The sequence below is a fragment of the Terrisporobacter mayombei genome, assembly GCF_020748465.1.
GTDB lineage: Bacteria > Bacillota > Clostridia > Peptostreptococcales > Peptostreptococcaceae > Terrisporobacter > Terrisporobacter mayombei.
Genome location: NZ_JAHZMP010000008.1, coordinates 48,684 through 74,444 on the forward strand (window position 1 = coordinate 48,684; position 25,761 = coordinate 74,444).

A 25,761-nucleotide genomic window follows, 5' to 3' on the forward strand; every position below is an offset into this window, starting at 1 on the left:
TAATTGTGCTTGCTACAAAAGTATAATATAATAAGTAGATAGTTGTTAAATTTAATGATATTTTTTATTATTAAAAACTCAAAACTTATTAACATAATATTAAAGATATATAAGATAAAATATTAAAGATATTAAGTTAAATTGTAAATAATATGTAAGGATGTGTTGAAATGAATATGCAAAAATACGATAAAGATAATCCAAAACTAGTTAACTCTATGGTATGTGCTATAGATATATTAGGATTTTCACAAATGATATCAGATTCTTGTAGAGATAGATATGGAGATCAGTTATTAAAGGATATCAACTACCTTATAAATAAGAACAAGCAATGTGTAGTTCCTAATAAATATAGTCAAGGAAATATAAAGATATATACGGATAATATGATTATTGGATATCCTATAAAAGATGATGGAGAAGCTGAATTAAATGAAATACTAGATAATGTATCAGAATATCAATTTAATCTGTCTCTAGAAGGCCTTTTTGTTAGAGGTGGTGTAAGTGTAGGTGATTTTTATATAAATGAGGACATTGTATTTGGACCAGCTCTTTTAGATGCTCATAATACAGAAAGTAAACTGGCATGTTATCCAAGAATTATACTAGATGATAAAACTGTAAAAAGGTTAAAAAAATACATAAATTATTATGATGTAGCACCGCAATATAATAAAATACTTATAGACAGTGATGGACAATGGTTTTTAAATTATTTAAATACTATATTTAAATATTATAGAGAGTGTAACAATGAATATGAATTTGAAAGAATACAACTAGAATTACTACTTAGACATAAGGTTAAAATTGAAGAAATGCTTGAGATTAATAAAAAGAATATAAGAGTATGGGATAAATATGTTTGGACAGCAAATTATCACAATTATTTTTGTGACTTAAATTTCCCCAATGAAAAACAGTTAAAAATATCAAGAAAAAGTCTACTTTCATGGCCAAGCCAGGTTTTAAGTGATGATCTATAAAATTATAAACTTTAATAATAAATATTTAAAAAGTAACCTCCTATGAAGGTGCAACGAAGAACCGTATTACAAATAAAGGATAAAATAACCGTACTAATACTGATTAGGTACGGTTATTTTATATTATGTTAATAAAATATCAAAGTATCCTTTATGACCAAAATTTATTTTAAATTTTCATAATATTTTAATGTATTAAACTTACTGATATTATTAAGCCATAGTAAATAATTATTAAAGAGGAAGGGTGACATAAATGAACTATTTTGAAGAGAGTTTAAAACTACATGAGGGAAAAGTTGGAAAGATTGAATTAATAAGTAAGGTAAAAGTTGAAACAAGGGATGATTTAAGCTTAGCTTATACACCGGGAGTTGCAGAGCCTTGTAGAAAAATTCATGAAAATGAGGAAAACGTATACAAATATACTTCGAAAGGAAACTTAGTTGCTGTAGTAACAGACGGTTCAGCAGTTCTTGGATTAGGAGATATAGGGCCAAAGGCAGGACTTCCTGTTATGGAAGGTAAGGCAATATTATTTAAAGAGTTTGCAGGGGTAGACGCATTCCCAATTTGTTTAGATACAAAGGATGTAGATGAAATAGTAAAAACTGTTAAGCTTATAGCGCCTGGATTTGGAGGAATCAATTTAGAAGATATTGGAGCACCAAGATGTTTTGAAGTTGAAGAAAGATTAAAGAAAGAACTTGATATACCAGTGTTTCATGATGACCAACATGGGACTGCAATAGTTGTTTTAGCTGGACTTATAAATGCTTTAAAGGTAGTTGGAAAGAATATAGAGGATATCAAGGTAGTAGTAAATGGTGCTGGAGCAGCGGGAACTGCGATAACAAAATTATTATTATCTTCTGGAGTTAAGAATTTAATTGCTTGTGATAGGGTAGGTATTCTTTACAGAGGTATGAAAAACGTCGACAAAGCTAAGGTTGAATTAGCAAATATCACTAATCCAGATAATATTCAAGGAAATTTAGCTGATGCATTAGTAGGAGCTGATGTATTTATCGGGGTGTCTGCTCCAGGGATTGTATCAAAGGATATGGTAAAATCTATGAATAAAGATTCAATATTCTTTGCAATGGCAAATCCAACTCCAGAAATTATGCCAGATGAAGCAAAAGAAGCAGGTGCAAGAGTAATAGGAACAGGTCGTTCAGATTTTCCAAATCAAGTTAACAACGTGTTAGCTTTCCCAGGAATATTTAGAGGTGCTCTAGATGTTAGGGCAAAAGAAATAAATGAGGAAATGAAAATAGCTGCAGCTTATGCTATAGCTTCTATGATAAAAGAGGAAGATTTAAATGAAGATAATGTAATTCCATATGCATTAGATAGAACTGTTGCAGAGAACGTAGCTGAAGCAATAAAAAAAGCGGCGATAGAAAGCGGCGCAGCAAGAAATCAAGAATAGGAGGGAATCAATATGCAAATCCCAATTAAGAAAACGATTGATAAAATCCCAGGTGGTATGATGGTTGTTCCACTTTTTCTAGGGGTATTAGTTAATACATTTTTACCACAATTTTTAAAAATTGGTGGTTTTACAACGGCATTATTTGGACCAAAAGCATCATCAACAATTTTAGCTTGTTTTATGTTTTTAATTGGTTCACAAATTAACTTCAAATTAGCCCCAAAGGCATTAAAAAAAGGCGCAATATTAATAACAGGAAAGTTTATAGTAGGTGCGGGAATTGGTATACTTGTAGGAAAAGTTTTTGGTCCTGCTGGGGTATTAGGTTTATCACCATTAGCGATTCTTGCAGCATTAACAAATTGTAATGGTGGATTATATGCATCTCTTGCTTCACAGTATGGTGATGAAACTGATGTGGGTGCTTATGCTATATTATCTTTAAAAGATGGTCCATTCTTTACATTAGTTGCATTAGGTGCATCAGGACTTGCTCAAGTTCCTATTTCGGCACTTGTAGCAGTAATGATTCCAATAGTAATAGGAATGGTTTTAGGAAATCTTGATTCTGATATGAGAGCTTTCCTTGGAAGCAGTAAATTATTATTAATACCATTCTTTTCGTTCCCATTAGGTGCAGGAATGGATCTTACAACTATTGTACAAGCTGGGATTCCTGGTATAATATTAGGAGTAATAGCTTCTTTAACTGGAATAGGGGCCTATATATTATTGAAATTATTTAAAGAAGAGCCTATAATTGGTTTAGCGACAGGATCAACAGCAGGAAATGCTGTAGCGACTCCAGCTGCTGTTGCAGCAATAGATCCAACAGTGGCTTCTATAGCAGCAGTAGCTACTGCACAAGTTGCAGCATCATGTGTAGTATCTGCTATCGTTTGTCCATTTATTGTATCTTATACATTTAAAGTTCTTAGAAATAATAAAATGAAAAAGTTAGATAATGAAGCTGCCTCATGATAAAAGGTTAAATAAATATATTAAAGAAATGTTAAACCAAACACGGAAAAAATGGAAGACAATAATGAAAGAAGTGCTATATAATAGGATTGAAATATATATTCCTATATTAATCCTTCTATCTGCATTTATAGTCTTTTATGATTCCGTGTTTTTTAAGTTTTTTATTTATAAAACTTAGATTTGCACATATTAAAGTTGAGGTGATGAATATGAAAAAAAAGATGAAGCTGCAAACAAAGCTTACTATATTGATTATTATAGTAGTGTTTATTTCTATATGTATAATCACTTTTTTTGTTGCCTCATGGATGACTAGAAATATTGAAAGCACAGCAAAAACTAATGTTATGAATGTAGCTGATATGGTGGCAAATTCTAGAGAAGTAATAGATGCACTTGAGGAGAAGGATCCTAAGAAAGAAATTGGACCTTATATTGATAAGCAGCTAAAAAATCTAGATGAAATTGAGTATATAATAGTAGTGGACAATGATGGAGTTAGATATTCTCATCCTAATTCACAGATGATAGGTCAAAAGTTTGTGGGTGGAGATGAAGGTAGAGTAGTTAAAGAAGGAGATGCATACATTTCTGAGGCTATTGGAACATTGGGAAAATCATTAAGAGCTTTTACTCCGATATATAATACAGAAAATGAGAGAGAGATAGGCTTTGTTTGTGTAGGCACACTTATAAAAAGCATTGAAGAAGCTGAGAATATGGCTATATTATATATAATATTAATTTCTTTTGCTAGTTTGACAGTAGGTATAGTAGGAGCGTTTATATTAGCCAATAATATAAAGAATACTTTATTAGGACTTGAGCCTGATGAAATAACAAGACTTTATAATGAAAAAATGGTAATAATTGATTCAATTTATGAGGGATTAATAGCTATTGATAATAAAGGAAAGGTTACTCTTATAAATGATTCAGCACTAAATATATTACACTATGAAAACAGTATTGATAAAAAAGAGATTATAGGTAGAGATATAGAAGATGTTTTTCCAACAACGCATTTGACTGCAGTATTGGAAACAGGAAATTGTGAATTTGAAAGAGATCAGAGGATAAATAATACTGTAATAATGACAAATAGAATCCCTATAAATGATAGAGGAAAGATTGTAGGGGCTATTGCTACATTTAGAGACAAAACAGAGGTGACAAGGCTAGCAGAAGAGCTTACTGGGGCAAAAAAGATGGCATGGTCATTGAGAGCTCAAAACCATGAATTTATGAACAAACTTCATACTATTGCTGGGTTAATACAGCTTGAGGAGTATGATGAAGCGCTACAATTTATATCGAATGTGGCTAAAAACAGAAACAAAATAAATAGTATTTTGACAAAAAAAATAAAAGACCCGTCTTTATCGGCAATACTGTTTTCAAAATATAACAAGGCTGAAGAGAATCGAGTTAAGTTTAAAATAGATGAAGAATCTAATATTACGAAGTTGCCTCAATATATGACTTCAGAGGAGATTGTATCAATACTAGGTAACTTAATTGAAAATTCTTTAGATGCAGTTAGTAATGATGGAGATGGAGAGATTTATATAAAAATAGTACAACAGAAGGATTTCCTTAAAATAAAAGTTAAAGATAATGGTCATGGTATTAAAGAGGAATATAGGGATAAAATTTATGAGCAAGGATTTACTACTAAAGAAGGTCAAAGGGGTCATGGCATGTATATTGTAAAAGAAATAATAGATGATGCTAATGGAGAAATTGAACTTAAGGTAGATAAAGGTGTTATTTGGGATATTACTATACCTATGGTAAGGAGTGAATAGTTTGATTGAAGTAATGATTGTTGAAGACGATCCAATGGTACGAGATATAAATTCGAGGTTTTTAAAAAGAGTGGAAGGTTTCAATTTATATAAAGCAGTAGGAAATCTTACTGAAGCTAAAAAATTTATTATGGTAAAAAAACCTGATTTAATATTGTTAGATGTTTTTTTACCAAATGAAAATGGCATAGATTTTTTAAAATGGTTGAGAAGTGAAGAAATTAGTATAGATGTAATATTAATTACTGCAGATAAGACTATAGAAAGAGTCCAGGAAGCATTTAGATATGGAGCGATAGACTATTTGATAAAGCCATTTGATTTTGAGCGATTTAAAGAGGCCCTTATTCAGTTTAAGGAAAGATATTATGAATTCAAAAAAGTAGATGAAATTGAACAAAGTGAATTGGACAAATTAATTTTAAATGCTACTGTAGTTCAGAGGGATGAAGGACTTGCAAAAGGATTTAATAAGTATACTTATAAATCTATATGGAAAGAAATCGAGCGGGGAGATAATGAATATTTTACAGCTGAAGAACTATCAGAAAAAATAAAGGTAGCTAGAGTTACTGTTAGAAGGTATTTGGAATATATGGAGAAAGAAGGACAACTAGAAAAATTAGTAGAGTATGGAAAGGTAGGAAGACCACAGCATAAATTTAGAAGATTATAAAATATAATAGGATTGACGTTAACTATATTTAATTATTATAAAGGGTAAGAACATATGCTTATTTACAAATGTGTCTAGAATTAGGGGAGAAAAGTATGGATAATAATGTTTCTTGGTATATTGAAAAGAAAATAGAGAGAACCATTAAAAATTTAAATAATCGAAATATGGAAGGTTATTATGTTAATGATGAACAAGAATTAATAGAACTATTAAAGGAGTTAATATCTGAAAATTCTTTAGTAGGGGTAGGAGATTCTATGACTCTGTTTCAAACAGGAGTTATAGATTTTCTTAGAAAAGAAAATCTCAATTTTTTGGACAAATATAAATGCGGAATTACAAGTGAGGAAAAAAGAGAAATTTATATTAAAAATTTTTCTGCTGATACGTTTCTCTGTAGTACAAATGCATTAACAGAAGAGGGCGAATTATATAATATTGATGGAAATGGAAGTAGAGTTGCACCAATGTTATATGGACCTAAACAAGTTATTTTAGTGACTGGAATAAATAAAATTGTTAGAGATATAGAAGAAGCAGAAAAAAGGGTAAGAAATTATGCTGCACCTATAGATGCTAAGAGATTAGGCAAAAAAACTCCATGTGTTGAATTAGGATACTGTGTGGATTGTAAAAATACAAATCGAATTTGTAATGATTTTGTGATCGTTAGAGGACAATTTGTTAAAGGAAGAATAAAGGTAATTATTGTTGGGGAACAGTTAGGATATTAGAATGGTGAATTTAAAAAGTAAATTATAAGTAAGTAAAAAATAGCATTAACCGTAAAAATGGTTAATGCTATTTTCATATATATAAAAGTTATTATTTTTTAAATATACCAAATGGTTTGCCAACTGGTAAGAAAGTTCTTCCAAAGTGAGTGTTTAAAACAGCTGCACCACAGCCATAGAATGATACTATTGCTATTAATAATTCAGAATAAGCAGCTAACATATGAGTAGCATGTTCCATTATTCCAAATGAGCTTAAAGATAATCCTATAAATAAGAAATCTATAAGAACAAATATAGTAAATAATACTTTATGAGTTTCCATAGCACCTATAGTCATAAATAATGTGAATATTAAATATCCTAAGTAAGCAAATCCTAATTGTTTTGTATCACAAACAGATGCTAATTCAGGACCAAATACTCCGTTTTGTATTAACCAAGTAAACCCAACTGCATACCAGAAGAATGCATAAGCACCGAATGCAGTAGCACCAAATGTATTGTTATGTTTGAAATCATTTATACATGCAAATAACTGAGCTGTAGCTCCTAAGAATATAGCCCATGGTAAAACTAAAGATACTCCTGAAGTTAATCCTAGTTTTTGAGATGAAGCTACTAATGTTATAATTGCTAATCCAAAAAGTCCTAATGCTGAAGGGTCAGCAGTTACAACTTTAACTTTTGTTTCGTTTGTCATTGTTAAACCTCCTAATAAAAATTCATATTAATGCATTTTGTATACACATACTAATCTATAATACCAAAAATTTTGTCTCAGGTATACAAAAAAATTTAAATAGTTAATAATTGGTGTAACTTAGATATACCAATGCTTGGGATATCGTATTCATAGCATGAAAATGATAAAAATATTAAAAAATGTTTAAGATAAAAAAGAAAGGGAATATATAATAATATAGAAAGTGATAATTATTATCAATTAACTTTTGATTTTTCTGATAAATAAAAATTAAAATATTATAGGTGGTGACAGTTATGGATTTAATAACTAAAATAAGAAGAAATACAGGTGCTTTACATAGTGCTGCAGAACATTCAGGAATTTTAAAAAGAATAGTAGATGGAGAGGCATCAATAGATAGTTATGTAGAATATCTATTCAACCTTAGTGGTATGTATAAAGCAATAGAAGAGACTATAGAAAATAATAAAGATAATGAGGTTGTTAAAGAGTTTGCAACACCAGAATTATATAGATATAAATTAATAGAAAAAGATTTAGAATATTTTTTAGGTGAAAACTCAAACAAATATGAATTATTAGCCTCAACAGTTGCTTTTGTAGAAAAAATAAAAGAAATAGGCAATACAAATCCGGAGCTAATAATAGCTTATGCATATACTAGATTTATAGCAGACTTATTTGGTGGAAGAACATTTGTATCTTTATTAGGTGTAAATTATAAAGTTCCATCAGAGGGATTAAATTATTATAATTGTGATGGAATAAAAAATATAAGATCTTATGTTATGAACTATGCTGCAAAAATAAATGATATAAAATTATCTTCTGAATTAGAAGATAAATTAATAGTAGAAGTGAGTAATGCTTATATATATAATTTAGCAATATCTCAAGAGTTAGAAGCTAAGTTATACATGAACTAGGTAATAGACATTTTAAAGTGTTTTTATATACACCCCCAAACCCTTAAAAAGGCTGTATCAAAAATGATATAGCCTTTTTTATTTGCAACTATTTAATTTTTTCTTTATCCCAGATAAAGAAGTTATCTGCATTATTTAGAGCACCAAAAAGATTTTTTTTAGAACCAGGCATATCATCATTTAACTTAGACACAAGTTCTTTTATATTTTGTCTATTAGTTTTTCCATCAACTGGACAAGGATTTTCTATAATTGGATAATTATAATCCTTAGCTGCTTTTTTAGTCATATATTCTTCAACATAAATCATAGGTCTGATTATAGTCAAGTCTTGTCTATCCATATGTGTTCTAGGAGAGAAACAACTTACTCTGCCTTCGTAAAGAATAGACATTAAGAAAGTCTCTATGGCATCATCTCGGTGATGACCTAATGCAACCTTGTTACAACCTAATTTTTTTGCAGTATCATTAAGGGCACCACGTCTTAAGTTTGCACATAATGAGCAAGGATTTTTCTCTTTTCTAATATCAAATACAATTTCTTTTATATCTGTTTGAATTTCATGATAAGGTATTGATAAATCTTTGCATAATTTATGTAAAGGAGAATTATCTACTCCTCCTGGATTCAATGTTATGGCTATTAACTCAAATTTTTCAGGTGAAAATCTTTGATAGCTTTTCAATATATGAAGTAGTGCTAGGCTATCTTTTCCTCCAGATAAACCAACTGCTATTTTATCATTTTCTTCTATCATGTTAAAATCTTTAATTGCTTGGCGAGTTTTGCTAAGTAATTTTTGCATGTATCTATTCCTCCCAACTATATAAAATAAAAAATTTTTAACTTTTATTAAAGCAACCTAAATATTATAACAAATATGGAAAGCTGTAACAATTATAATAAATTGGATACATTTATATAAAAACCATAAACAATTATAATATATAGATAAAATGTCTAGGATAGATATGATATATAGATTAAAATAGAGTTATGTATTTAAGTGAAAATAAGGAGTTGAGATTTTGAAGGACCAAATAATAAGAAAAATTTTCAATGGGTTTATATATATTCATATACTGCATCATGGCCAAGAAGACTGGTTTTATGGAAGTTGGATGATTGAAGAATTAAAAGAACACGGATACAATGTAAGTCCAGGAACCTTGTATCCAATATTAAAATCTATGGTAGATGAAGATTATTTAATTAAGGAAGAAAAGAATGTTAATGGTAAAATAAGAAAATACTATAGAAGTACTGATAAAGGTAGAGATCTACTAAAAGAATTAAAACATAATTTAAAAGAATTAGTAGATGAAGTTTTATAAGAAGAACTAAGGTGTTGGTAATACAATATCTTAGTTCTTTTCCTTGAAAAAATAAATTAAATATGATAATATCGAACTACGATATCGATATATGATAGAGAAGGAGAATGAGGTTTTGAAAATAATAGAATTGAAAAATTTATATTATAAAGACAAAGAAAATATTATTTTGGACGGAGTTACAATAGATATAAACAAAGGTGATTGCATATCTATTGTAGGCGAATCAGGAAGTGGAAAAAGTACATTATTAAAAATATGTGCAGACTTAATAGAAGTAAAAGAAGGAAATATTAAATTTAAAGGAAATGACTATTCTTTTTATGAAGCAACTGATTTAAGGAAAAAAATTAGTTATTCTATCCAAACACCATATTTATTTGGTAAGACAGTTTATGATAATTTAGAGTTTCCTTTTAAAATAAGAAATAAACAAGTAGATAGTGAAGAAATTATAAATTTGTTGAAGAGATTTAATTTGGAAGAAAACATATTGAATAAAAATATAAACTTATTATCAGGAGGAGAGAAGCAAAGAATATCTTTTATAAGAAATATAATTTTCACTCCAGAAGTATTATTATTAGATGAAATAACATCTGCCTTAGATGCTGACAATACAAATCTTATACAAGGTTATGTAGAAGAATTAAATAAGCAAGGAATAACTATATTATGGGTTACTCATAGTAAGAAACAAAGTGAAACAATATTTAATAAAAGAGTAACCATATCAAAAGGTAAAATTGAAAAAGTGGAGGAGTTTAACTAATGAAAACAGAAGCATTAATTTTATCGTCAGTATTAGTAATGGTTCCTATTATAATTTCATATAAAGAAAAGTTAGAATTAAATAGAGACATTATAGTCAGCATGCTAAGAGCAGTAGTTCAATTATTAGCAGTTGGATATGTATTAGACTTTATATTTGGATTAGATAAATTAATTTATACAGTTATATTAGTTTTAGTAATGATTATTAATGCGGCAATTAATACAAAGAAAAAAGGATTTACTATAGAAAGTCAAGTTTTTATATCATTTGTATCTATTAGTGTGGGCACAATTATAACCTTAGGTATTTTAATTAGTTCAAAAGCTATAGGTTATACGCCAAATGAAGTAATACCAGTAGCTGGAATGATAATAAGTAATTCTATGGTTGCAATAGGATTAAGCTATAGAAATTTGATCAATAATTTCAAAAATAATTCAATAGCAGTTGAAGTTAAGTTATCTTTAGGGGCAAGCATAAAAGAAGCATCTGATGAAATAATTAGAGAGAGTATTAAAATATCAATAATGCCTACAATTGATTCAGCTAAAACTTTAGGTATAGTATCATTACCAGGAATGATGACAGGATTAATCTTAGCAGGATCTTCTCCATTAGTTGCAGTTAAGTTTCAAATTATGGTTACATTTATGATTTTATCATCGTCATCAATAGCTACTATTATGGCAACATACTTAAGTTATAAAAAGTTCTTTAACAAAAGAAAGCAACTAAAGCCAATAGTAGCCTAAATAGATTAGAAAATAATTGATATAATATTAAGTAAGTAGAATGAAACAAATTTAATTATATATTTAGGAGATAAGATGAAAAAAACACTATATGATTATAAAACGGAAATAGAAAAGCTTCCCATTAAAGATAAATATACAAAAGAAGAATTACTAACAGAAAGCTTTCTAATAGATAAAGAAAATAATATAGAGATATATTATTCTCCACATAATGAGTACATAAATCCGAATGCAAAAATACTAATAGTAGGAATAACTCCAGGGTTTATACAAATGAATACAGCTATAGCTACTGCAAGAAAAGAATTAGAAAGCAACAATAACATAAAAGATATACAGTATAAATGCAAAGTAGCAGGTAGATTTAGTGGAAGTTTAAGAAAAAATATTATATCAATGCTAGATGAAATAAAATTAAATGAAGCGCTAAACTTAAAAAGTTGCAGTGAATTATTTGATAAAAAAGATTATTTAATGCATACCGTGTCATTAATACCTTATCCTGTTTTTGTAAAAAAACAAAATTATACAGGACACACACCAAAGTTATTGAAAAGTGATTTTTTAATGAAATATATCTATGAAAATTTTATAAATGAAATACATGAACTAGATGATTTTGAAGATATATTATTAATACCACTAGGAAAGGCTGTTGAAGAGGTATTATGCAAATTAAAAGATGAAAAATTTATTAAAGAAAATCAAATTCTTATGGGGTTTCCTCATCCATCAGGAGCCAATGTTAATAGATTAGTTCAATTGGAAGAAAATAAACAAAGTATGATAGATTTCATAAAAAAAACCGTATCTTAAGCTGATACGGTTTTGCTATTTATTTTATCAATATATAAATTATAAGTTAAGCCTAATACTACTAAAGCCCCACCAATTACTTGATAAAAAGAAATTTTACCTGTAGATAAAGCATCTATAATTATTCCTGTGAAAAGCTGACCAACAAATAATAATAAAGTTAAATAAAAAGATGAAACCTTTGAAGATAAAAAAGATAGCATTGTAACTACAACAACGCCTAAAAGCCCACCAGCATAAACAAACCATGGAGCACCATAAGATGAAGATGCAAGTAATTTAAAAGTCTCACCACTAATTAATAGTAGTAAAAAAGAGCCAGAAAGACCAAATATATAATTGAATAATGTACTTTGATACATTCCTATTTTTTTTGATAAAACAAAGTTTACAGATCTAGATAATACGTTTGAAATCCCGCATAAAATTGCAAATAATATATATATCATAAATTACCTCCTTATGATAACGTCATCACATAAATACCAGCAACAATGATGACTAATCCTAAAATTTTCTTTTTATCAAATTCAACTACAGGCATATTAAAATATCCAAAATGATCGATAACAAGAGACGTTACTAATTGACCTAACAAAGAAAGAGAAACAGTTAATGAAACACCAAGACCCACAAAACTAGCATTAGTAAATAAAACTGTTAAAATACCAATAAGACCACCTGTAAACATATAAAAAGGTATACCTTTTAAATTACCTATTTTTGATTTTGTAAAAATAAGAACAAGTATAATTCCGATTAACCCCACAAAATGAATGATAACACTGGAAGCATAATTTCCAGCAATATTACTTACTTGGCCATTTAAAGAAATCATTATTGAAAGTATAATTCCCATAAAAATTGAAATAAAATAATTCATTATAAATCCCTCCTTTTGAATAATATATAGAATAACACAAAAAAATAATAAAAATAATGACATATGTCACCTGTAAATGTAGAATTTTAATTAAGTAAAAAATAAAGGTGGAGTTTAGGTGAAGAAAATAGAAGATTTATTTATAATAGAAAATTACTATAATGAGTTAAATATGCAAAAAATTTTCATAGATGATATGAAAAGTGATATGAGATTATTAAAATTTGAGAAACATGAATATTTGATAAGAGAGGATGAAGATTTAGAGTATTTGCTGTTTTTTATACAAGGTAAAGCGAAGGTATTTAAAACATTGCCAAATGGTAGAAGTTTGCTTCTTGCTTTTTATAAGCCTTTCAGAGTAATAGGAGATATAGAAATTATAAAAAATCAAAGTGCAACAGGCACAGTTCTAGCTTTGAGTACTTGTTACTGCTTGGCAATACCAATGGAAAAAGCAAGGTTAAAATTAATTAAAGATAATAAATTCTTAAAATTTACTTGTGAGAGTTTAGCAGAAAAGTTAGCTGCTGTTAGTATGAATAGTTCTATTAATTTACTTTATCCATTGGAAAATAGATTGGCTAGTTATATTAATGAATCATTAACTTATGGAGATGATCTATATATAGATTTTGATGAAAATTTAAATAATATAGCTGAGCTTTTGGGAAGTAGTTATAGACACTTACTTAGAACATTTAATACATTATGTAAGAAAGGTGTATTAAAAAGAGAAGATGGAAAATATAAGATAATTAACAAAGCTTTATTAAAAGATTTAGCTGGGGACTTATATCAAGATGCTAAATTTTTATAAATATACTAGGAAACCTATATGATAATAAATATAGAAATATAATTAAAAATATTAAATATTTTTGCGTAAAAAAAAAGAAGATATATATATAAATATCTTCTTTTTTTGTTAATATAAAATAGTAAATTATAAAAATTGCCACAATAAATGAAATGAATTGGTATAGTTAAAAAATATAAAACTTTATAGAATATAGTTGTAAGGTAATTCAGGAGGGGACAAATTGATAGTACTTAATAAAAGACAAATTAATATAATTGATTTTTTACAAAATAGTTCAGAATGGATAACAATTGAAAATATAGCTAAGGTTTTTGACGTTAGTGTAAGAACTATTAGAAATGATTTAGATTGTATAAAAACATTATTAAAAGATTGTGATGCAAAACTTGAAAGAAAACCAAAGGTTGGAGTTAAGTTGATCATCAAAAAAGGAGAAAGTATAGATCATATTCTTAAGGGATATAAAAATAAATTATATTCACCAGAAGAAAGAGCCTTAATGATAGCATTAATCCTGATGATAAAGGGAAATGCTACCATAGAAGAATTATCAGAGTATATAGAAGTAAGTAAAAACACTTTAGTTAATGATTTGAAATTAACTGAAGTAAAATTAAGAGAATTTGATATTAGTATCTCAAAAAAATCTTATCATGGAACTTTTATAGAAGAAAATAATGATGAAAAGTTAGGAGATGCCTTCTTAAAATTATATAGTAGGTTATCTGAAGGACAGGGTAAAGAAATTTATAAATGGCTATATAAATACAGCAATATAAATGAGGAATATATTAAAACAATTATAGAAGCTGTAGAAGAAGAAAAAAGCATTCAATATACTGAAGAATCATTAGAAGAATTAGAAATAATAATATTATTCACTTTATCAAGAGTATTAAATAATCAAGAAGTTAAACTAGATATGAATGCTGATAATGAAAGTAGTGAATTTAAAATATTAAGAAATATCATAGAAAAAGAAATTGATGAAAAGATCCATAATGATAAGATAGAATATTTACTAAAAATATTTAAAGGTGCAAAAATAGCAAAGGATTTTAATTTAAATAAAGAAGAAAAAATAAATAAAATAACATCAGAAGTTTTATCTGAGTTGTGCATAATGTTAAACATCGAAGTAGATTCAGATGCTGAATTTATTAGACAGATGCAACTTCATTTGGAAATTGCTATTTATAGAGTGGAAAATAATTTAGTAATTAATAATCCTCTCTTAGAAGAAATTAAGTACAAAATGTCCTTTATATATGGAATTACTGAAGAAATACTAAGTAAAAAGAAAGATGTTATAGGAGTAGAGTTTCCAGAGGCAGAAATAGCTTATATGGCTATGTATTTCGGAACAATTTTCGAAAAGTACGCAAAAGGAAACTTTGGTGCTAATGTATTAGTTGTTTGTAACGGCGGTTTAGCAACATCAAGCTTATTAAAATCAAGAATGAATCTGATGATTCCTGAAATACAGATACAATCAATTTGTAGATTGAAAGATGTGGATGATTACTTAAATGAAGAAATTGACTTTATAGTTTCAACTGTCCCTTTACAAATCGAAGACTATAAAGTTATACAAGTAAATCCGCTACTAGAATCAGGAGATTCACAAAAAATAAAATCTGAAATCTATAGTATATGGTATGAAAAAAACTGTAAATACTTAGCAGACAAAGTTAAAAATGAGAATGAAAGTGATTTAACTAAGATAATACTAGAAAAGTATGCACAGTTTGAGCAATCTATAGAAGACTGGAGGGAAGCAATAGAAATAGCAGCGAAGCCTTTAATTAGAGATAAAAAAATAGAAAAGGCCTATGTAAATGATTCCATAAGAGTTATAGAAACCTTAGGAAACTACATGATGTTTATACCAGAGATAGCATTTGTACATGCTACTCCAGAAAACGTAATAGAAAATGCTGTTAGTATATTGAATTTAAAAAGTCCAATAGATTTTGGAAGTAAAAACAGATCAACAGTAAAGACCATAGTTGTCCTTGCAAATAAAGAAGAAAATAAGAACTTAATTAACTTAACTAATATATTGATTAAGGATGATAATATAAAGAAATTTAAAAATGCTAAATCATATGAGGATTTAAAATCTATAGTTTAGCTAAGGGAGAAACGGGAATGTTAGTAAAAATATTAGATAAAGTAGATAACTACATGGATGCTATAAAAATGTCATGCGATATGTTAGAAGCAGAGGGAGTAGTTGAAAATAGATATTATGATGCAATACTAAATAAAATAGAAGAATTTGGACCATATTTTTGTATAGCAGATGATATATGCATGCCTCATGCTAGGCCAGAAGATGGAGCAATAGAAGAAGGACTTTGCATTATAAAATTAAATGAACCAGTAGATTTTATGGGAAAAACAGTTAGAGTATTCTTCACATTATCAGCAAAAGATAATGAGTCACATTTAGGACTTATGAGAAAAATTGCAGATGTATGTATGAATAAAGATAAATTTAATAATTTACTAAAGGTAGAAACAGAACAACAATTAATGGAGGTATTTTAATATGAAAAAAATAATGGCAGTTTGTGGATCAGGATTAGGATCAAGTTTTATGGTAGAAATGAATATAACAGATGTATTAAATGAGTTAGGTGTAGCTGATCAATATGAAGCTAGTCATACTTCATTAGCAGATGTAACAGCATCAGATGCAGATATATTCGTAACGGGTGCAGATTTAGCAGATAGTGCAAGTCACTTACCAGAATTAATAGTGTTAGATTCTTTATTAGATAGAGATGAATTAAAAGCTAAGATACAAGAAAAAATAGGAGTTTAATTAATATCCTCTTTTTATAATAAAAGGGGAAAAAATAATAGTCATAAAAACGTTTTACTAAAAATCAGAATGAGGGGAAGTTAAAATGACAGGATTTTTAAAAGTGTTAGTAGATTTTATATCTGAACCAGCGGTATTAGTAGGTATTATAGTTTTGATAGGTTTGTTACTTCAAAAGAAACCTGTAGATGTAATAATAAAATCAACTTTAAAAGCAATGGTTGGATTTGTTGTAATTAGTGCAGCAGCAGGAGTTATAGTTGGGTCATTAGAACCATTTGGAGTAATGTTTGAAAAAGGATTTAACATATCAGGTGTTATACCAAATAACGAAGCAATAGTTGCAATGGCCATAGATGAATTTGGTACGGCAACAGCTTTAATAATGGCATTTGGTATGGTAGCAAACATAATAATAGCAAGATTCACAAAATTTAAATATATATTCTTAACAGGACATCATACTTTATTTATGTCTTGTATGATAGCTGTTATATTAGCATCAGGTGGAATGAGCGGAGTGCAATTAATATTCACAGGTTCACTAGCTTTAGGTTTAATAATGGTATTATCACCAGCAATGTTACAACCTTTTATGAAAAAAATAACTAAAAATGATTCAGTAGCAATGGGGCATTTTTCAGGAACAGGATATGCATTATCAGCATTAATAGGAAAAGTTGTTGGTAAAAATTCTAAATCAACTGAAGAAATGAAAGTTCCAAAATCATTAAGTTTCTTAAGAGACTCAGTAGTATCAGTTTCAATAACAATGTTAATTCTTTATGTTATAGTTGCAATAGCAGCAGGACCAGAATTTGTTGAAACAAAATTATCAGGTGGAGACAACTTTTTAGTATTTGCACTAATTCAAGCATTAACATTTGCAGCAGGATTCATATTAATACAAAATGGTGTTAGATTAGTTCTTAACGAAATAGTACCAGCATTTAAGGGTATATCTAGCAAATTAGTTCCAAATTCAAAACCAGCGCTAGATTGTCCAATAGTATTTCCATATGCACAAAACGCAGTTTTAATAGGGTTTATATGCTCATTCTTAGGAGGAGTAGTTTCTATGGCAATCATGGGAACTTTAGGATTAGTAATGATAATACCAGGTGTTGTACCTCATTTCTTCTGTGGAGCAACTGCAGCAGTATTTGGTAACTCAACTGGAGGTAGAAGAGGAGCTATAATAGGATCATTTGCAAATGGCATATTAATATCATTCTTACCAATAGCATTATTACCTGTACTTGGTAACTTAGGATTTGCAAACTCTACATTCTCAGATGCAGACTTTGGTGTTGCAGGTATATTCTTAGGAAAAATTCAAGAATTTATAGGTGGAAATGGCTTGACAGCAGTCTTAGTAGGAATATTTGCATTACTAGTTGCTATAAGTGTATTATCTAAAAATAAAGAAGACAAAGATACTAAAGAAGCAGCTTAATATATAAAAAAATTGAGGAATAATTAATTCCTCAATTTTTATACCCAAAATCAGAATAATTGAGGAGAAAAGATTAAATGAACAAGGAAAATTTAGTAGAAATATCAAAAGAATTAAGACAAGATATTATTCAAATGATAAATAAAGCAGGTTCAGGACATCCAGGAGGATCTCTTTCTGTTATAGATATATTAACATATCTTTATTTTGAAAAAATGAATGTGGATGTGAAAAATCCAAAGGCAGATGATAGGGATAGATTCGTATTAAGTAAAGGTCATGCAGCGCCAGCCCTTTATACAACACTTGCAAAAAAAGGATTTTTTGATAAAGAAGAGTTAAATAATTTAAGAGAATTAGGCTCAATACTTCAAGGTCATCCAGATGCAAAAAAATGCCCAGGTGTAGATATATCAACAGGATCTTTAGGACAAGGTATGTCAAATGCATGTGGAATAGCTTTAGGATATAAAATGAATAAATCAACTGGAAGAGTATATGTTGCTCTTGGAGATGGTGAGATCCAAGAAGGAATAGTATGGGAAGCTATGATGGCAGCTAACAAATACAAGTTAGATAATTTAGTGGCTATCATAGATAATAACAAAATTCAATTAGATGGTAGAACAAGTGAAATAATGCCAAACGATAACTTAAAAGAAAGAATAGTTAATTTTGGATGGAATGTGGTTGAATGTAATGGTCACGATTTTGAAGAGTTAGAAAAAGCATTTAATAATGCAGAGTCTACAAAAAATAAACCTACTTGTATAATAGCGAATACTGTAAAAGGTAAAGGCATCTCTTTTATGGAAGACAATGTAGCTTGGCATGGTGCAGCACCAAATGCAGAACAAACTAAACAAGCTATAGAAGAAATTGTAGGATAGGGGGAGTTTAGATGAAAAGGGCAACTAGAGAATCATATGGAGCTACATTAGTAGAGTTAGGAAAAGAGAGAGAAGATATAGTAGTTTTAGAAGCGGATTTATCAAAAGCTACTAAATCAGAAATGTTTGATAAAGCATTTCCAGAAAGATTTGTTAATGTGGGAATAGCAGAACAAAATATGGTTGGTATGGCAGCGGGACTTGCGAGTACAGGAAAAGTTCCATTTGCTACAACATTTGCAGTATTTGCAGCAGGCAGAGCTTTTGAAGTAATAAGAAACTCAGTATGCTATCCCAAAGCTAATGTAAAAATAGCAGCAACTCATGCAGGTATAACTGTAGGACCTGATGGAGGGTCTCATCAAGCAATAGAAGATATGGCACTTATGTGCTCACTTCCTAATATGGTTGTATTATCTCCAGCAGATGATATAGAAGCTTGTAAGTGTGTTAAGGCAGCCGCTGAAATAGATGGACCAGTTTATTTAAGATTTGGAAGAATAGCTTTAGATGATATATACACTGATGAATATGATTTCCAAATAGGAAAAGGAAATGAACTTATGGCTGGTGATGATGTTGCTATAATATCAACTGGAATAATGGTTCATAAATCATTAAAAGCAGCGAAAGAACTTAAAGAAGAAGGTATAAATGTAAGAGTTATTAATATGGCTACAATCAAACCTATAGATGAAGAAATAATAATAAAAGCAGCAAAAGAAACAAAAGGAATAGTTACAGTTGAAGAGCACTCAATTATAGGTGGTTTAGGAGATAGAGTATCTGCTGTGGTTTGTGAAAATGCACCAACAGTGGTTAAAAAAATCGGTGTAAAAGATGTATTTGGAGAATCAGGAAGTCCTGATGCTTTATTAGAAAAACATGGATTAACAGTAGAAAATATAAAAGAGACAGTAAAAAATATAGTTAGATAATTTGGGGAGAGACAGAAAATGAAATTATTTATAGATACAGCGAATATAGAAGAAATAAGAGAAATTGCAGAATTAGGAGTTATATGTGGCGTTACAACTAACCCTTCACTAATTGCAAAAGAAGGTAGAGATATAGTTGCTGCAATGAAAGAAATAACAGAAATAGTTGATGGACCAATAAGTGCAGAAGTAATTGCTCTAAAATGTGATGAAATGGTTAAAGAAGCTGAAGAATTAGTTAAAATACATAAGAACATAGTAATAAAATTACCAATGTGCAAGGAAGGATTAAAAGCAGTAAAAATATTATCTCAAAAAGGAATAAAAACTAATGTAACATTAATATTCTCAGCAGTTCAAGCTTTAATGGCTGCAAGAGCTGGTGCAACTTATGTAAGCCCATTTGTAGGAAGATTAGATGACATAGGAACAGTAGGAATAAATTTAATTTCACAAGTAAGTGAAATATTCCAAATACACAATATACAAACAGAAATAATATCAGCAAGTATAAGACATCCAATGCATGTACATGAAAGTGCTTTAGCTGGTGCTCATATAGCAACAATACCATATAAATTATATAATCAAATGTTTAATCATCCATTAACTACAAGCGGAATAGAAAAATTCGTTAAAGATTATGAAGCAGCATTTGGAAAATAGAGTGAAACAATTCCTCTCTTTTTTATTTAATGTAGAATATCATATAAAAAACTATAAAATAGATAAACTAATTATGTATAGGTATATTGTTAAGTCATAAAAATATGATACAATATGAAAGGCTATAAAGCTGTTATATAATGAAAATTCTATTTTAAGAATTGGACATAAGGACATAAGAAAGAGAGGAAATAATATCGTGGAAAATTATCCAAATTGCCCTAAATGTAATTCAGAATATACTTATGAAGATGGAACTTTATATGTTTGCCCAGAATGTGCTCATGAATGGTCACAAACAGAAGAAGCCACAGAAGAAAATGTAATAAAAGATGCAAATGGAAACATATTAAATGATGGAGATGCTGTAACAGTAATAAAAGACCTTAAAGTAAAAGGATCTTCATCTTCTATAAAAATAGGAACAAAAGTTAAAAGTATACGTTTAGTTCCTGATGCTACTGATGGACATGATATAGAATGTAAAATAGATGGTTTCGGAGCTATGAAACTAAAATCAAGCGTTGTAAAAAAAGCATAGTATAAAATAAGAACTAGACTTAGATCTAGTTCTTATTTTACTTCTTAAACTTATAATTTTTGTCCGCACTTAGGGCAATATTGAAAATCTTCGTTACCTATGTATCCACAATTTGAGCATCTATTTATATTAGGTTGATTATAGTTTGCTAATTGTAAGTCATTTTCTGAAATTATTATGTTTTCTCGCCTACTTATTTTTATTCCCAACTCATCACTTAAAATATAAATATTATTACAACAAGTATTTTTAACATAGTATTTTTTATTCCATTTAAAAATGGGAATAAAGAAAAGACTGAAGCACATATAAGTCATATAAACTTCCATTCTGCCAAAGGCGCCACACATGGGGCAAACCATAGTTTGAATATAATCTAGTTTCTTTTCTCCATTGGAAATACCACCAATAAAAAACATAATATCAACTCCCATATTAATTATATCACAGGACAAAAGCATTAATATAAGTATATTAAAGAGAAAAAATAATTAAGAAAACGATTAATTACCACTAAAAACTAATATATTTTTTTCAATATTATATAATATAATATATACTTAAGCTGTAAAAATATATAACTTTTTTAATATGGAAAGGAAAATTCAGCATGGGGAAAACTAATAATTTTATATCAATTATAAGAGACTACGTTATTGTAACAATAGGAGTAATATTAGTAGCATTTGGAATACAATATTTTTATGCACCAAATCAAATAGCAGGTGGCGGTTTAAGTGGACTATCATTGGTTATTAGTAACTATGTTCCTGCATTATCTGTAGGTACTATTGTATTTTTTGGAAAAAGTAATGAACTCTTATGCGTTAACAAATAATTTACTATTGGCAGTTATGTTTGGGACTTTAATAATAGCAGCAGGAATAGGAATAACATTTGCAATAAATGCTTCAACAGGAGGTACTGACATATTAGCAAAAATACTTAATAAGTATTCTACAATAAATTTATGAATATCTTTATTAATAGTAGATTTAGCTGTTGTTGTATGTGGAACTTTAACGTTTGGATTAGACAAAGGATTTTATTCTTTATTAGCTGTAATAATGAATGGATTAGTAGTTGATAGAGTAATTATAATGATAGAGAAGAATCAAAAATCTAATTTAAAATTAAAAGAAGAAAGCGTAGCTGCTTAACAAAAAAACGTATTAATTATATTGATACGTTTTTTTATGATTATAATAAATATTTTTCATGATAAAACATATGGAAAATAAATCTTAAGAGGATTATAATATTGATGAAATATTGATAAATTTGAAGGGTTCAGTAAACATTAAATTTGACAATAATTTAAGGAGGAGTAGTTTTGAAAGATATTGTAATTATAGGTGCTGGTGTAGTAGGCTGTTCTATAGCCAGAGAGTTATCTAAATATAATTTAGAGGTGGTAGTAATAGATAAGAATCAAGATATATCAGAAGGAATATCCAAGGCTAATAGCGGGATTATTCACGGTGGATATAATGAAAAAAAAGAAACATTAAAAGCTAAATTAAATTTAGAGGCAAACAAAATAATAGAATCTTTATCTGAAGAGTTAGAGTTTTCTTTCAAAAGAAATGGCTCCTTAGTATTAGCTCTCAACGAAGATGAATTTAAAAAATTAGAACAACTAAAATCCAATGGAGAAAAATTAGGAATAAATGAATTAGAAATCTTAGTTAAAAATGAGGTTTTAGATTTAGAAGAAAATATAAATGATGATGTAGTAGGAGCTTTACATGTAAAAAATTTTGGTATAGTAAGTCCTTATGAAATGACATTAGCATTTGCAGAAAATGCTTGTGAAAATGGCGTAGATTTTTTACTAGGGCATGAAGTAACTGATATAAAAAAAAATGAAGATTCTTACACACTTATTATAAAAGATAAAGAATCTATAGAAGCTAAAATAATTATAAATGCAGCGGGCCTATATGGTGCATTTTTAAATAACCTAGTAAGTGAAACTAAATATGAGATAGAAGGGGTAAAGGGAGAGTATTGTTTACTTGATAAAATAGCAGGTGAGCTTTGTAAAAAAACTTTGTTTCAAGTACCAAGTGACTTAAGTAAAGGAGTTTTAGTTACTCCAACAGTAGACGGAAATTTATTAATTGGACCAAATGCTACTCAGAGTGAAGTTGAGGATATAAAAACTACAAGAAAAGGAATAGATGAAATAATAGAAAAAAGCAAAAAAACCATGGAAAAAATACCTTTTGCTAGAGTTTTAAATACTTTTAGTGGAATAAGACCCAAAGTTAAAACTAAAGATTTTATTATTGAAGAAGCAAAAGATGCTAAAAACTTTATCAATGTAATAGCAATAGATTCTCCTGGCCTAACTTGTGCTCCAGCCATATCAAATTATGTAATAGATCTAATAAAAGGTAATATTAAATTAGAACAGAAAACAAACTTTAAACCTCATAGAACAAAAATGATAAGAATGAGTGATCTTAGCATAGAAGAGAAAAATAAATTAATAGCTGAAAATCCTGCTTATGGTAAAATGATATGTAAGTGTGAATTTGTTACAGAAGGTGAAATAATAGATTCTATAAAAAGACCTTTAGGAGCAAGAACTTTAGATGGAGTAAAAAGAAGAACAAGAGCTATGATGGGAGGATGTCAAGGAATTGGCTGTATGATACCGATAAGCGATATCTTAAGTAGAGAATTAGATATAGACATAAGCGAGGTTAATAAAGATATTGAAAATTCTTCAGTAGTAGGATTTAAGGAGGACTAATCCATGGAAGCATATGAGTTAATAATTGTAGGCGGTGGTGCAGCAGGGATGCTTTGTGCCATAGAAGCAAAAAAGTCAGGGATAAAAAGTGTATTATTAATAGAAAAAGATAATATCCTTGGAGGAGCTTTATGCTTAGGAAATTATAATATAAGTAATGAATTAAAAATCACAGGAAAATTTTACAGAACTTATTTAATAGAAGAATATGAAAGATATAACATCGAGACAAAATTAAATACAATGGTATTAAAAATTGAAGAAAATAATGAAGTCTTATGTACAAGTCCAGCTAATGGTATTGAGAAAATAAAAGGGGAAAAAGTTATATTAGCTAATGGAGCAAAAGAAGGATCTAGAAAAGCTGTGGCCATGGTAGGAAACAGATGTGCAGGTATATATACTGTAGGAATGGCAAAGAAAATTTTTGCTATGGATAATATGATACCAGGCAGAAAAATCCTTATAGATGGTTGGAATACATTATATATGATTGAAAAGGAACTAAAAAGAAGTAATATTGAAGTGGTTGGAATTATTTCTGATAAAGAAGAAATAAATACTTATGGATTAACAAAAAATATATACTACAATTATGAAATATTAAATATAGAAGGAAAAGGTCGTGTAGAAAAAGTACTTTTAAGTAATGATGATGATGAAATTGAAGTAGAATGTGATTCAATATTATTTGCAAAACAACAACTTTCTGATGGATTAGTTGCAATGAGAAGTGGAATTAAACTAAATCCAGAAACTACTGGACCAGAAATAAATGATGAATATATGACCTCAAAGGAAAAAGTATACGCTTGTGGAAATGGAATTTATATTCATGATTATATTGAAGAAATAGAAATAGAAAGTGTATTGTTAATAGAAGAAATTATTAATAATTGATAAAAAAGAAATGAAATGTAATTACTTTATATTTCATTTCTTTTTTATATACAGAAGTTATTTTGGCTCTCAATTTATGCAAAATTTATAAATAAAAAAATGTAAAAATAACAGAATAAAATTAAAAAAATAACAAAGTTTGAAATATGGAAAATTATGCTACTATATATAAGGGACTATTATTGTATAAAAGGAGGATGTATTATAAATGTGTTCAATTTTAATTATGGGAGGTAGTGATCTTATTAGTTCATCGCTAGCTAAGTACTTAATTAAAAATAAATATAATGTGGACATAATGATCAAAGGAATTAGAAAGATTAACTATGACGGCGTAAACAAGCATTTAATTTGTGATAGGAAGAATGTAGATGAAGTAAAAAATATTTTAAAAGATAAGAAGTATGACTATGTCTATGATATAAGCATAAAAGATAAAGAAGATGCAAAAATACTTATCGAGAATTTAAACAATGAATCATTAAAAAAATATATAGTAGTATCATCTCAGGATAATAATATTAAAGAGGAAGAATTGAAGATAAAGGACTTTATTCAAAACACATCAATTCCTTATATTATAATTAAACCATCTCATATATATGGTGATAAAAGCAAAATATGCAAAGAAGCATATTTTTTTCATAAAATAGAAAAATCAATTGAAATAGTAATCCCTAAAAACAGTAATTTAAAAGCGCAATTTATTTATATAGATGATTTTGTAAAGGTATTATTTAGTTTATTAAAAACTACTTATATTAGAGAAATATATAATGTTACAAACCCTCAAATAATATCATTGGAAGAATGTATAAAGACATGTAGTGAAATTATAGGAAAAGAAGCTAATATTAAGTATACTGATTCAAATATTGTTGATAAAGAGATAAAACAAATATTTGGAGGAAATTATTTAGATATAGATAAAATAATACAACATGGATTATATATTCCAAATGTATTATTAAATAATGGAATAGAAATTTTATATAGTTGGTATAAACAAACTTACCAAGAAAAGATAAGTATAAAAAATAAAATAGAAAAAGTATTACAAATAGGATAAAATAAAGAGATTCTTAGCCTTTATCATGGAAAAATGGTAAAGGCTTTTTTG

General features: G+C 28.3%; 28 protein-coding genes and 1 pseudogene. 24 read left to right on the top strand and 5 right to left on the bottom strand.

The genetic code is table 11. From position 1 onward, the window contains the following. Positions 1 to 170: 170 nt before the first annotated feature. The 6 genes from K0039_RS17720 to K0039_RS17745 all read left to right on the top strand — a co-directional run bounded on the left by K0039_RS17720 (position 171) and on the right by K0039_RS17745 (position 6,635). The gene (locus tag K0039_RS17720; RefSeq protein WP_228106400.1) at positions 171 to 992 is read left to right on the top strand and encodes a hypothetical protein; all 822 of its coding nucleotides are present in this window, start codon (positions 171 to 173) and stop codon (positions 990 to 992) included. A gap of 256 nt (positions 993 to 1,248) precedes the next feature. Continuing rightward, on the top strand, positions 1,249 to 2,427 hold the full coding sequence (locus tag K0039_RS17725; RefSeq protein ID WP_228106401.1) for an NAD(P)-dependent malic enzyme: 1,179 nt from the start codon (positions 1,249 to 1,251) through the stop codon (positions 2,425 to 2,427). Positions 2,428 to 2,439: 12 nt separating this feature from the next. After that, complete coding sequence (locus K0039_RS17730; RefSeq protein WP_228106402.1) at positions 2,440 to 3,411, top strand: 2-keto-3-deoxygluconate permease; 972 nt, start codon at positions 2,440 to 2,442, stop codon at positions 3,409 to 3,411. Positions 3,412 to 3,623: 212 nt separating this feature from the next. Further along, positions 3,624 to 5,222, top strand: a complete 1,599-nt coding sequence (locus K0039_RS17735) for an ATP-binding protein (protein WP_228106403.1) — start codon at positions 3,624 to 3,626, stop codon at positions 5,220 to 5,222. A 1-nt stretch (position 5,223) separates the two neighbouring features. Continuing rightward, positions 5,224 to 5,898 carry a response regulator gene (locus K0039_RS17740; protein WP_228106404.1) on the top strand — a complete coding sequence of 225 codons (675 nt, stop codon included), beginning with the start codon at positions 5,224 to 5,226 and terminating at the stop codon, positions 5,896 to 5,898. A gap of 95 nt (positions 5,899 to 5,993) precedes the next feature. Continuing rightward, positions 5,994 to 6,635 (top strand): lactate utilization protein, encoded by a 642-nt coding sequence (locus K0039_RS17745; RefSeq protein WP_228106405.1) that lies wholly within the window; start codon positions 5,994 to 5,996, stop codon positions 6,633 to 6,635. Between the two features lie 91 nt (positions 6,636 to 6,726). On the opposite strand, the gene K0039_RS17750 is transcribed toward K0039_RS17745, so the two are convergent. Beyond that, positions 6,727 to 7,338, bottom strand: coding sequence for an acetate uptake transporter (locus K0039_RS17750; protein WP_228106406.1), 612 nt, complete (start codon positions 7,336 to 7,338; stop codon positions 6,727 to 6,729). Between the two features lie 299 nt (positions 7,339 to 7,637). Here K0039_RS17750 and K0039_RS17755 point away from each other — a divergent pair, with 299 nt between their 5' ends. Then, entirely contained in the window at positions 7,638 to 8,270 is a 633-nt protein-coding gene (locus tag K0039_RS17755; protein WP_228106407.1) for a biliverdin-producing heme oxygenase, read from the top strand. 88 nt (positions 8,271 to 8,358) lie between these two features. Here K0039_RS17755 and K0039_RS17760 read toward each other — a convergent pair whose 3' ends face one another. Further along, positions 8,359 to 9,078, bottom strand: a complete 720-nt coding sequence (locus K0039_RS17760; protein ID WP_228106408.1) for a tRNA 2-thiocytidine biosynthesis TtcA family protein — start codon at positions 9,076 to 9,078, stop codon at positions 8,359 to 8,361. A gap of 223 nt (positions 9,079 to 9,301) precedes the next feature. On the opposite strand from K0039_RS17760, the gene K0039_RS17765 reads away from it, so the two are divergent. From K0039_RS17765 to K0039_RS17780, 4 genes are all read left to right on the top strand, one after another. Then, positions 9,302 to 9,607, top strand: coding sequence for a PadR family transcriptional regulator (locus K0039_RS17765; RefSeq protein WP_228106409.1), 306 nt, complete (start codon positions 9,302 to 9,304; stop codon positions 9,605 to 9,607). A gap of 115 nt (positions 9,608 to 9,722) precedes the next feature. Continuing rightward, complete coding sequence (locus K0039_RS17770; protein WP_228106410.1) at positions 9,723 to 10,379, top strand: ABC transporter ATP-binding protein; 657 nt, start codon at positions 9,723 to 9,725, stop codon at positions 10,377 to 10,379. Beyond that, positions 10,379 to 11,134 (top strand): ABC transporter permease, encoded by a 756-nt coding sequence (locus K0039_RS17775; protein WP_228106411.1) that lies wholly within the window; start codon positions 10,379 to 10,381, stop codon positions 11,132 to 11,134. The genes K0039_RS17770 and K0039_RS17775 overlap by 1 nt, the downstream gene beginning before the upstream one ends. A 75-nt stretch (positions 11,135 to 11,209) precedes the next feature. Then, entirely contained in the window at positions 11,210 to 11,953 is a 744-nt protein-coding gene (locus tag K0039_RS17780; protein WP_228106412.1) for a hypothetical protein, read from the top strand. On the opposite strand, the gene K0039_RS17785 is transcribed toward K0039_RS17780, so the two are convergent. Further along, complete coding sequence (locus tag K0039_RS17785; protein WP_228106413.1) at positions 11,950 to 12,402, bottom strand: DMT family transporter; 453 nt, start codon at positions 12,400 to 12,402, stop codon at positions 11,950 to 11,952. The genes K0039_RS17780 and K0039_RS17785 overlap by 4 nt on opposite strands. Positions 12,403 to 12,413: 11 nt before the next feature. Further along, positions 12,414 to 12,836 (bottom strand): DMT family transporter, encoded by a 423-nt coding sequence (locus K0039_RS17790; RefSeq protein ID WP_228106414.1) that lies wholly within the window; start codon positions 12,834 to 12,836, stop codon positions 12,414 to 12,416. Between the two features lie 118 nt (positions 12,837 to 12,954). Here K0039_RS17790 and K0039_RS17795 point away from each other — a divergent pair, with 118 nt between their 5' ends. The 9 genes from K0039_RS17795 (at position 12,955) to K0039_RS17835 (ending at position 20,980) form a co-directional block, all read left to right on the top strand. Further along, entirely contained in the window at positions 12,955 to 13,656 is a 702-nt protein-coding gene (locus tag K0039_RS17795; RefSeq protein ID WP_228106415.1) for a cyclic nucleotide-binding domain-containing protein, read from the top strand. Positions 13,657 to 13,879: 223 nt separating this feature from the next. Next, entirely contained in the window at positions 13,880 to 15,793 is a 1,914-nt protein-coding gene (locus K0039_RS17800; RefSeq protein ID WP_228106416.1) for a BglG family transcription antiterminator, read from the top strand. Positions 15,794 to 15,810: 17 nt separating this feature from the next. Beyond that, on the top strand, positions 15,811 to 16,212 hold the full coding sequence (locus K0039_RS17805) for a PTS sugar transporter subunit IIA (RefSeq protein WP_228106417.1): 402 nt from the start codon (positions 15,811 to 15,813) through the stop codon (positions 16,210 to 16,212). A 1-nt stretch (position 16,213) separates the two neighbouring features. Next, positions 16,214 to 16,489, top strand: coding sequence for a PTS sugar transporter subunit IIB (locus K0039_RS17810; RefSeq protein WP_228106418.1), 276 nt, complete (start codon positions 16,214 to 16,216; stop codon positions 16,487 to 16,489). An 85-nt stretch (positions 16,490 to 16,574) separates the two neighbouring features. Continuing rightward, positions 16,575 to 17,945: a PTS ascorbate transporter subunit IIC gene (ulaA, locus tag K0039_RS17815; protein WP_228106419.1), complete on the top strand. Its 1,371-nt coding sequence runs from the start codon at positions 16,575 to 16,577 to the stop codon at positions 17,943 to 17,945. A 77-nt stretch (positions 17,946 to 18,022) separates the two neighbouring features. Continuing rightward, on the top strand, positions 18,023 to 18,835 hold the full coding sequence (locus tag K0039_RS17820; RefSeq protein WP_228106420.1) for a transketolase: 813 nt from the start codon (positions 18,023 to 18,025) through the stop codon (positions 18,833 to 18,835). 11 nt (positions 18,836 to 18,846) lie between these two features. Then, positions 18,847 to 19,773: a transketolase family protein gene (locus tag K0039_RS17825; protein ID WP_228106421.1), complete on the top strand. Its 927-nt coding sequence runs from the start codon at positions 18,847 to 18,849 to the stop codon at positions 19,771 to 19,773. 18 nt (positions 19,774 to 19,791) lie between these two features. Next, the gene (gene fsa / locus K0039_RS17830; RefSeq protein ID WP_228106422.1) at positions 19,792 to 20,439 is read left to right on the top strand and encodes a fructose-6-phosphate aldolase; all 648 of its coding nucleotides are present in this window, start codon (positions 19,792 to 19,794) and stop codon (positions 20,437 to 20,439) included. A 199-nt stretch (positions 20,440 to 20,638) separates the two neighbouring features. Continuing rightward, positions 20,639 to 20,980 (top strand): zinc ribbon domain-containing protein YjdM, encoded by a 342-nt coding sequence (locus K0039_RS17835; protein WP_228106423.1) that lies wholly within the window; start codon positions 20,639 to 20,641, stop codon positions 20,978 to 20,980. Between the two features lie 50 nt (positions 20,981 to 21,030). Here the strand turns inward: K0039_RS17835 and K0039_RS17840 are convergent, their stop codons facing one another. Further along, positions 21,031 to 21,399 (bottom strand): zinc ribbon domain-containing protein, encoded by a 369-nt coding sequence (locus tag K0039_RS17840; RefSeq protein ID WP_228106424.1) that lies wholly within the window; start codon positions 21,397 to 21,399, stop codon positions 21,031 to 21,033. A 191-nt stretch (positions 21,400 to 21,590) separates the two neighbouring features. On the opposite strand from K0039_RS17840, the pseudogene K0039_RS22825 reads away from it, so the two are divergent. The 4 genes and pseudogenes from K0039_RS22825 to K0039_RS17860 form a co-directional block, all read left to right on the top strand. Beyond that, a pseudogene (locus K0039_RS22825) lies at positions 21,591 to 22,035 on the top strand (YitT family protein); the annotation flags it as partial. A gap of 278 nt (positions 22,036 to 22,313) precedes the next feature. Further along, positions 22,314 to 23,741, top strand: coding sequence for an NAD(P)/FAD-dependent oxidoreductase (locus K0039_RS17850; RefSeq protein WP_228106425.1), 1,428 nt, complete (start codon positions 22,314 to 22,316; stop codon positions 23,739 to 23,741). Between the two features lie 3 nt (positions 23,742 to 23,744). Then, positions 23,745 to 24,641 (top strand): FAD-dependent oxidoreductase, encoded by an 897-nt coding sequence (locus K0039_RS17855; protein WP_228106426.1) that lies wholly within the window; start codon positions 23,745 to 23,747, stop codon positions 24,639 to 24,641. A gap of 208 nt (positions 24,642 to 24,849) precedes the next feature. Continuing rightward, entirely contained in the window at positions 24,850 to 25,710 is an 861-nt protein-coding gene (locus K0039_RS17860) for a Rossmann-fold NAD(P)-binding domain-containing protein (RefSeq protein ID WP_228106427.1), read from the top strand. The last annotated feature ends 51 nt before the right edge of the window (positions 25,711 to 25,761 follow it).